The following is a 7,394-nucleotide window of genomic DNA, read 5'->3' as shown; positions in this document are numbered from 1 at the left end:
GTTCGGGCACGACGACCACCTGCTGCCGGGGCGGTCCCTTACGGAGCCGATGACGAACCGGGCGGTGCCAGCGCCTCCAGCAGCCGGTCCGCGCCGTCCGGCACCCGGCCCTCGCGGAAGGAGTCGCGGACCTGCCGCGCCGCGACCCGGCCGGAGGTCAGGCACCAGTCCCACCACCGCTCCAGCCGGCGCGCGTCCACCTGGTCGGCGGCCAGCAGCGCGGGCCAGCCGCAGGCCCTGGCCTGCGCGGTCACCTTCGCGCCGCCCGCCACCGGGTCCACCGCCAGCACCGGCGTGCCGACCCGCAGCGCGAGGACGAGCCCGTGCAGCCGGTCGGTGACGACCAGGTCCAGACGGGCCAGCACCGACTGCACCTGGGCCGGTGTCGCGCTCAGGTGCCAGTCCCGGGTGTCCAGCCGCGTCTCCAGTTCCAGCCGCGCGCAGTCCTTGCCCGCCAGCCAGCGCGTCACCAGACGGGCGACCTCACCGTGCCGGCGCAGCGGCCCGTACTCGTGCTGCCCGTGGGTGAGGATCACTCCGACCACGGGCCGCGCGGGCACCGCCGGGGCGCGGGCCGCGAGGTCCTCCGTCGGCGTGCCGCCGGGCGCGTCCCGCGCCAGCACCCGGTGGAAACCGGTCACGGCCGCGTCACCGGGATCGATCACCGACGTCCCCACGGCGATCCGCACACAGTGCGCGAAGCGCCGGTGCAGCTCCTCGATCTGCGGCCCGTGCAGCGGCCCGCACACGAACACCAGGTGGGAGTAGTCGGCGGGCCGCACCTCGGCGAAGTGCAGGGCGTGCGGCCGGAAACCCGGGCTCCACACGACGTCGTAGGGCATACCGGCCGCCCCGAGCACCTGCTCCACCCGGCGCAGCGCCAGCACGTCCCCGGCGGTCGCCTCCCCGTCGCGGAAGCTGAACCACCCGGTCAGCAGGACCCGGCGGGGTCCCGCGCCTTCTCGTCCGTACACAGTTGCACCGAGTGCCCCCGCCGACGCGGGGCAATCGGGCCGTACGGACTCAGCGGGACACCGGGCGCGGCCGGCCGACGAGGACGCCGTCCAGCGCCTGCCGGGCCTCGTGCTGCGTCCGCTCGGACACCTCGCGGGCCTCGGCCACGACGTCGCCGCGCTCGCGCACCAGGCTGTCGTAGACGGGCAGTTGCTCGTCGGAGGAGGAAAAGGAAGTCACGGGGTGGGTCCTTCGTGGGGGATTCGTACGGGGCACGGTCATGCGCGGTTCAGCCGTGCGGCGAGACCGTGGCCGACCGCCAGATAAATGACGGCGGGCAGACCGTTGTTGAGGAGAACGCGCAGCCCTTCTGTGTCCATGGTGAAAATATCCTGTGACCACCAGGACAGAATGTCCGCCGAATCGCGCACGAATTCCACGAAGACATTCGTCTCGTTGGCGCCGAGCAGGTGGAGCGCGATCCACAGGACCAGTACGCCCGCCGCGACGTCGGCGACGGTCTGCACGGTCAGCGCGGTCCGCCGGGCGGTCGACCGGCGCCGCTCGTGGCGGTACGGGTCGGGCTGGGGTCGGTCGTCGTGGGTGTACTGCCCGGGGTTCGGGTCGATATGGCTCACGGGAATCCAATCTGAGCGTTCGCGTATTCGGGCGGGCGGACTGCGGGCCCTGTGCATCTCAGCGTTTTCCGGCTGCCGTAGTGTTACTCGCCCGCGCGAGATGTCCCGAATATGGGCAGGTATTCGGGAAGGTGGTCACATGGGTGTGCGCGGTATTTCTTTTACCGACGGACCGCACCCGTCTCCCCGGCGAACGCTCCCCGTTATTACCGACCGACCGACCGACCGACCGACCGACCGACCGACCGACCGCACCCCGCCCCACCGACCGACCGCACCCCGCCCCACCGACGGACCGCCCCCGTCTTCCCGACGGCCCGCTCCCGCCCGGACCCGGCGCGGACGGCCCGGCACTGCACCCCACCGCACCCGCCCGGTCCCTACCGCCCCGCCCGGCCCCGCACCACCTACCGCACCACCTACCGCACCGCGCCGGTCCCGCCCCCGCACCGCCCGCCGACTTGCGGACAGAAGTCGGCCGCAACGGCGGCTAGCGTGCCGGTATGACCAAGACGAAGCGCGGTGCCGCGCCGGCCCCCGCCCCCGTGCTCGGAACCCAGGCGCTGAACCGCGCCACCCTCGCCCGGCAGCTGCTGCTGAGCCGCTCTCCGATGCCGGCCCGGGACGCGGTCGCCCACCTGGTCGGCCTCCAGGCGCAGAACGTCAAGCCGCCCTACTACGCGCTCGCCGCCCGCCTCGACGGCTTCACGCCCGAGGCGCTGTCCCGGCCCCTGGCCGACCGCGAGGTGGTCCGTATCGTCACCCTGCGCTCCACCGTCCACACCCACACCGCCGACGACTGCCTCACGCTGCGTCCCCTGGCGCAGCCGGCCCTCGACCGCGAGCTCGCCATGTTCCGCAAGGGACTCACCGGCGTCGACCTGGACCGGCTCGCCGCCCTCGCCCGTCACCTGGTCGAGACCGAGCCGCGCACCATGAAGCAGCTGCGCGAGGCGCTGCTGCGGGAGTGGCCGCACGCCGACCCGCAGGCACTGTCCCTCGCCGCCCGCTGCACCCTGCCCCTGGTGCAGACCACTCCGCGCGGGCTGTGGGGCCGCAGCGGTCAGGTGGTGCTCACCACCGCCGAGCACTGGCTGGGCCGGCCCGCCGAACCGGCGCCGCGGCCGGACCGGACCGTGCTGCGCTACCTCGCCGCGTTCGGGCCGGCCTCCGTGAAGGACATGCAGACCTGGGCCGGACTGACCCGGCTGCGCGACACCTTCGAACGCCTGAGGCCCCGGCTGGTCACCTTCCGCGACGACAACGGCACCGAACTGTTCGACCTGCCCGACGCGCCCCGCCCCGACCCCGACACCCCGGCCCCGCCGCGCTTCCTGCCGGAGTTCGACAACCTGCTCCTCTCCCACGCCGACCGCACCCGCGTTGTCCCGCCGGAGTTCCGCGGCCGTACCTGGCAGGGCAACCTTGCGCACCGCGCCCTGCTGGTCGACGGGTTCCTGGCGGGACTGTGGCGGCTGGACGAAGACGTCCTCGTCGTCGAGCCGTTCGTCCGACTCGACGCGGCACGGCGGGCGGAGGTCACCGCCGAGGCGGAGCGGATGCTGCGGGTGCTGCACCCGGGCACGGGCCACGACATCCGCTTCGGGACGGTACGGGCGGCCTGAGCCGCGCCCGGCAGACCCCGGCGCCCTCCCTGGCAGATCCCGGCCCCCGGCGGATCACGGCCCCTCGGCTGATCCCGGCCGCCCAGCAGATCCCGGCGACCCCGGCCGCCCAGCGGATCCCGGCGACCCCGGCCCCCCGGCAGATCCCGGCGACCCCCGGCGGCCCAGCAGTTCCCGGCGACCCCGGCGGATCCCGGGTGACCCCCGGCGGATCCCGCCGGACCCTGCGGACATGGAGAGGGGGCGTTGCGGGCTGCTCGTGGAAGCCCGCAACGCCCCCTGGTTCGCTACCTGAGGGTCACTCAGGAAGCCGTGGCCGCGCTACGAATTGACCTGCGCGGTGACCTGGGAGGAGAAGGTGGTCAGCCGGGTGTAGACGCCCGGGTAGCCGGCCGCCGCGCAGCCGTCGCCCCAGGAGGTGATCCCGGCGAGGCGGCCGCCGATGATCAGCGGGCCGCCGCTGTCGCCCTGGCAGGTGTCCACCCCGCCGGAGGTGTAGCCGGCGCACACCATGTCGCTCTGCACGAACCGGGAGCCGTAGGAGGTGCGGCAGCTGGTGTCCGAGACGGTCGGCACGGTCGCGGTGCGCAGCTGGTTGGACGAGCTGCCGCCGGACGACGTGGTGCCCCAGCCGAGGATGCGGGCGGTGGTGCCGGCCGCGTACACCGAGGTGTCCGTCGAGGAGACGTACCCGACCGGCGTGTACGGCATCGACGTCGACAGCGTCAGCACCGCCACGTCGTCGCCGCGGGTGGCGCTCGAGTAGTCCGGGTGGATCCATATGCGGCTGACTCTGGCGACGGTGCCGTCGGTGCCGTTGCGGTAGGTGCGGCCGCCGACCACGCGCACGCTGCTGGTGGTCTCGCCGACCATGCAGTGCGCGGCCGTGACGACCTTGGTGGGAGAGACCAGGGTGCCGCCGCAGAACTGGCTCTGGTTGGCGTCGGTGATCTGCATGACGTACGGGTACGCCGAGGCCGTGGTCGTCGTACCGCCGACGATGGGCTGCGGAGCGGCGACGGCGGAGGGGGCGGCGAGCAGCGCGGTGGCGGCGGCAGCGGCGGCGGCCACGCCGACGGCGGCGGCCTTCTTGGCACGGGTGAGCCCGAACATGGGTCTCCTCACGGGATTGCCGGTGGGGGTTCGCACGGGGTGGGGGTCGAGCACGAGAGCCTGGGGTGACCCTCGTGTGCCCGGCGAGCGGCACGTGAGAAAGCTACGACCGGCGGCCTGACCCTCCCAATGAGGGAACCCCCTAGGTGAGTTGGACAGGGAAAACCCTCGGTCGACCCCGTACTCGCCCCGCCCTGAGGTCAGTTGGTGCGGCGGCCCGCCGCCAGTCGGACGATGTCGACCCGCGAACGGATCCCCAGCTTGCGGTACACCCGGGTGAGGGTCGCCTCGACCGTCTTGACGCTGATGAACAGGCGGCCCGCGATCTCGCGGTTGGTGGCGCCCTCCATGACCAGCGCGGCCACCTGGCGTTCCATCGAGGCCAGCCCGTCCAGGACGGCCGGTGCGGCGGCGGGCACGGCCTCCGCCTGCGCGGGACCGGCCGCCACGGCCTCGTCGACCTGGCGCAGCCAGGGCAGCGCGCGGCAGCGGCGGAACAGCCGGGCCGCCTCGTCGTACGCCGCCGGCGTCGTCCCCCGGGCGCGCAGCCGGGCCAGCGCGAAGGCCGCCCGCGCCTCCTCCAGCCCGTAGCCGAGCCGGGCCAGCCGCTCCTGCGCGGACGCCAACTGCGCCAGCGCCGCCTGGTGTTCGCCGCGCGCCGCCCGCACCAGCGCCTCCGCGCGGTCGAGCACCGCCAGCACGCTCGCCCGGTCCAGCCGCGCCGCGTGCACCCGCGTCCGGTTGATCAGCTCCTGCGCCTCACCGGGCTCGCCGATGCGCACCAGCGCCTCGGCGAGATCGCCCTGCCAGCGGCCGCGCGCCGGGTCGTTGATGCCCATCGACTGCTCCAGCTCCCGCACCCGGCGCAGCGAGCGGACCGCGGCCTGCGCGTCCCCGGACACCAACTGGGCGTAGCCGAGGGCGGCCAGCGCCAGGGAGAGGTACAACTGGTCGCCGTCCACCTCGGCGTGGTCCGCGGCCTCCCGGGCCAGCGCGAGCGCCCGCTCCACGTCCCCGCCCGACGCCTCCGCGAGCGAGGCGAGCATCGCCGAGGCGCTCTCGCCGATCCCGGAGTCCCGGGCCAGGCGCAGGCTCTCCCGGGCCAGGTCCAGGGCCCGCCCGCAGTGCCCGACGCGCAGTTCGGTGTCGGCGAGCAGACGCGAGTAGTGCACCTCGCTCTCGACCATGCCGCGCCGCCGCGCCTCCCGCAGCAGCGCGGTGATGGCCGTACGGGCCTCCGGCAGCTGGTCGCTCATGAGCAGCCACCGGAACCTCGACGCGGCGGCCCCGTTGTGGTGGCAGGCCACGTCCGGGTCCTGCGGCTCCTGCAGCGCCCGCCGGATGGTGGCCGGCGCGTCCGGGTGGCCCATCAGGGTCTCGGTGGACGACTGGAAGGCGAGCGCCAGCAGTTCGGTGCGCCGGTCCCCGGCCCGGGCGGCCAGTTCCGCCGCGTGCGCCGCCTCCTGGCGGGACTTGGCGAAGTCGCCGTCCACCACCACCTCGCGCCAGGCCAGCTGGTAGTGGACCAGCGCGAGCAGCCGCGGGTCGTCGCCGGCGTCGGCCAGCACCTGCGGGAACACCGCGTCGACCTCGCCGAGCGCCTGCCCGGCCGCCTCGATGACCACCATCCAGGCCCGCACCCGCTCGGCCGGCACCGTCGCCCGGGTCAGCACCTCGCGCGCGATGTCCCGGGCCAGGTCCACCTCGCCCGCGGTGATCGCGTCCTCGGCGGCCTGCAACCGCCGCTCGTCCGGGCCCGGCTCGCCGTCGGCCGGGGTGTGCCGGGCGGCGAGCAGCCCCAGCGACGCCGCCACCGACGGCGCGCCCCGGTCCCGGGCCAGCGCGGCGGCCTCGGCGAGCCGGGTCGCCACCTCCGGGTCGGCGCCGGTGGCGGCCAGCGCCAGGTGCCGGGCCCGCTCGATGGGGTCGGAGGCGGCCGTGGACAGCGCCAGGTGCGCGGCCCGCCGCTCCTGCGCCGGGGCCTCCGCGTACAGGGCGGCGGAGATCAGCGGATGCGCGAAGCGCACGGCCGATTCCTCCGCGTCCGTCGCCAGCAGTCCGAGGGCGGCGGCCTGCGCGGTCTCCGCCTCGGCGTCGTCCCGGCCGGCCGCGTGCAGCAGCGCCAGGGTGGGGCGGGCGCCCGCGCTGGCCACCAGCAGGGTGCGGCGCGCCTCGTCCGACAGCATCTCCAGGCGGCTGAGGACCAGCGCCCGCAGTGAGGTCGGCACCGGCAGCGGCTCGCCCGGCCTCGGTCTGGTGGGGCTCTCCGCCAGGGCCCGGCCCAGCTCCAGCGCGAACAGCGGGTTCCCGGCGCTGGTGCGGTGGATGTCACGGACCGTGGAGCGGGACAGTCCGGTGTAGCCGCGGTGGTCGAGGAGCGCGGACACCTGCGTCCGGGAGAACGGGCCGAGCCGCACCGCGACCGTGTCCGGCGGGCAGGCGCGCAGATGACGGTCGTACTCCTGGCCGTCGGTGCGCACCGCGCACAGCATCCGCACCGGGCTGTCGCCGAGCCGCCGGGCGGCGAAGCCGAGGAGTTCGGCGCTGGCCGAGTCGAGCCACTGCAGATCGTCGGCGACGACCAGGACCGGCCCCTCGGCGGCCAGGGCGCGCAGCGTGGACAGCACCGCGAGGCGCAGTGCCAGACCGTCCCGCTGGAGCGTGGACTCGCCGCGTCCGGTGAGCGCCGACTCCAGCGCGGTGCGCTGGGCGGCGGGCAGCCGCGCGGAGACCTCGTCGAGGACCAGGCCGAACAGATCCGCCAGCGCGAGGAACGGAAGATGCGATTCGGACTCCGTGGCCGAGCAGCGCAACACCGTGCGCGCCGCACCGGCGTTTTCGGCCGCAAGTGCCCGCAGCACGGTCGACTTTCCTATTCCGGCAGGACCGTGGAGCAGCACGCTGCCCCCGCGGGCGAGCTGCTCCCGGGCGTCGGAGAACAGCTCCTCCCGGCCGATGACCAGGTCGGGGCGGCTCCTGGCAGGCTCCTTGAAGTCCCGTCGCACGGTCACCGCTCCCCTCCGTGTGGCGTGTCCTGGCCAATATTAGGCAACGGGTTCCTTAA

6 protein-coding genes are annotated in these 7,394 nt (G+C 74.7%); 1 reads left to right on the top strand and 5 read right to left on the bottom strand.

The features are described from left to right. Positions 1-38: 38 nt before the first annotated feature. Genes FGW31_RS05825 through FGW31_RS05820 form a run of 3 tightly spaced genes read right to left on the bottom strand, consistent with a single transcriptional unit; the run spans position 39 to position 1,592 of the window. Complete coding sequence (locus FGW31_RS05825) at positions 39-974, bottom strand: polysaccharide pyruvyl transferase family protein (protein WP_233288527.1); 936 nt, start codon at positions 972-974, stop codon at positions 39-41. Between the two features lie 49 nt (positions 975-1,023). Next, complete coding sequence (locus FGW31_RS34925; protein WP_167530004.1) at positions 1,024-1,194, bottom strand: hypothetical protein; 171 nt, start codon at positions 1,192-1,194, stop codon at positions 1,024-1,026. A gap of 38 nt (positions 1,195-1,232) precedes the next feature. Next, on the bottom strand, positions 1,233-1,592 hold the full coding sequence (locus tag FGW31_RS05820) for a hypothetical protein (protein ID WP_142192248.1): 360 nt from the start codon (positions 1,590-1,592) through the stop codon (positions 1,233-1,235). Positions 1,593-2,095: 503 nt separating this feature from the next. Between FGW31_RS05820 and FGW31_RS05815 the strand changes: the two genes are divergently transcribed. Beyond that, positions 2,096-3,217, top strand: coding sequence for a winged helix DNA-binding domain-containing protein (locus FGW31_RS05815; protein WP_142192247.1), 1,122 nt, complete (start codon positions 2,096-2,098; stop codon positions 3,215-3,217). 321 nt (positions 3,218-3,538) lie between these two features. Here FGW31_RS05815 and FGW31_RS05810 read toward each other — a convergent pair whose 3' ends face one another. Beyond that, positions 3,539-4,330: a S1 family peptidase gene (locus tag FGW31_RS05810; RefSeq protein WP_142192246.1), complete on the bottom strand. Its 792-nt coding sequence runs from the start codon at positions 4,328-4,330 to the stop codon at positions 3,539-3,541. A gap of 200 nt (positions 4,331-4,530) precedes the next feature. Beyond that, a complete protein-coding gene (locus FGW31_RS05805) occupies positions 4,531-7,341 on the bottom strand; it encodes a helix-turn-helix transcriptional regulator (RefSeq protein ID WP_142192245.1) in 2,811 nt (936 codons plus the stop codon). Positions 7,342-7,394 lie beyond the last annotated feature (53 nt).

This window comes from Streptomyces calvus (genome assembly GCF_006782915.1).
Classification (GTDB): Bacteria; Actinomycetota; Actinomycetes; order Streptomycetales; family Streptomycetaceae; genus Streptomyces; species Streptomyces calvus.
The sequence above is the reverse complement of the archived record's forward strand: the minus strand, read 5'-3'. Positions and strand labels throughout refer to the sequence as shown.

Excerpts from the sequence above, each read along its gene's own strand:
- FGW31_RS05815 (WP_142192247.1), top strand. The coding sequence starts at position 2,096 with ATGACCAAGACGAAGCGCGGTGCCGCGCCGGCCCCCGCCCCCGTGCTC.
- FGW31_RS05810 (WP_142192246.1), bottom strand. The coding sequence starts at position 4,330 with ATGTTCGGGCTCACCCGTGCCAAGAAGGCCGCCGCCGTCGGCGTGGCC.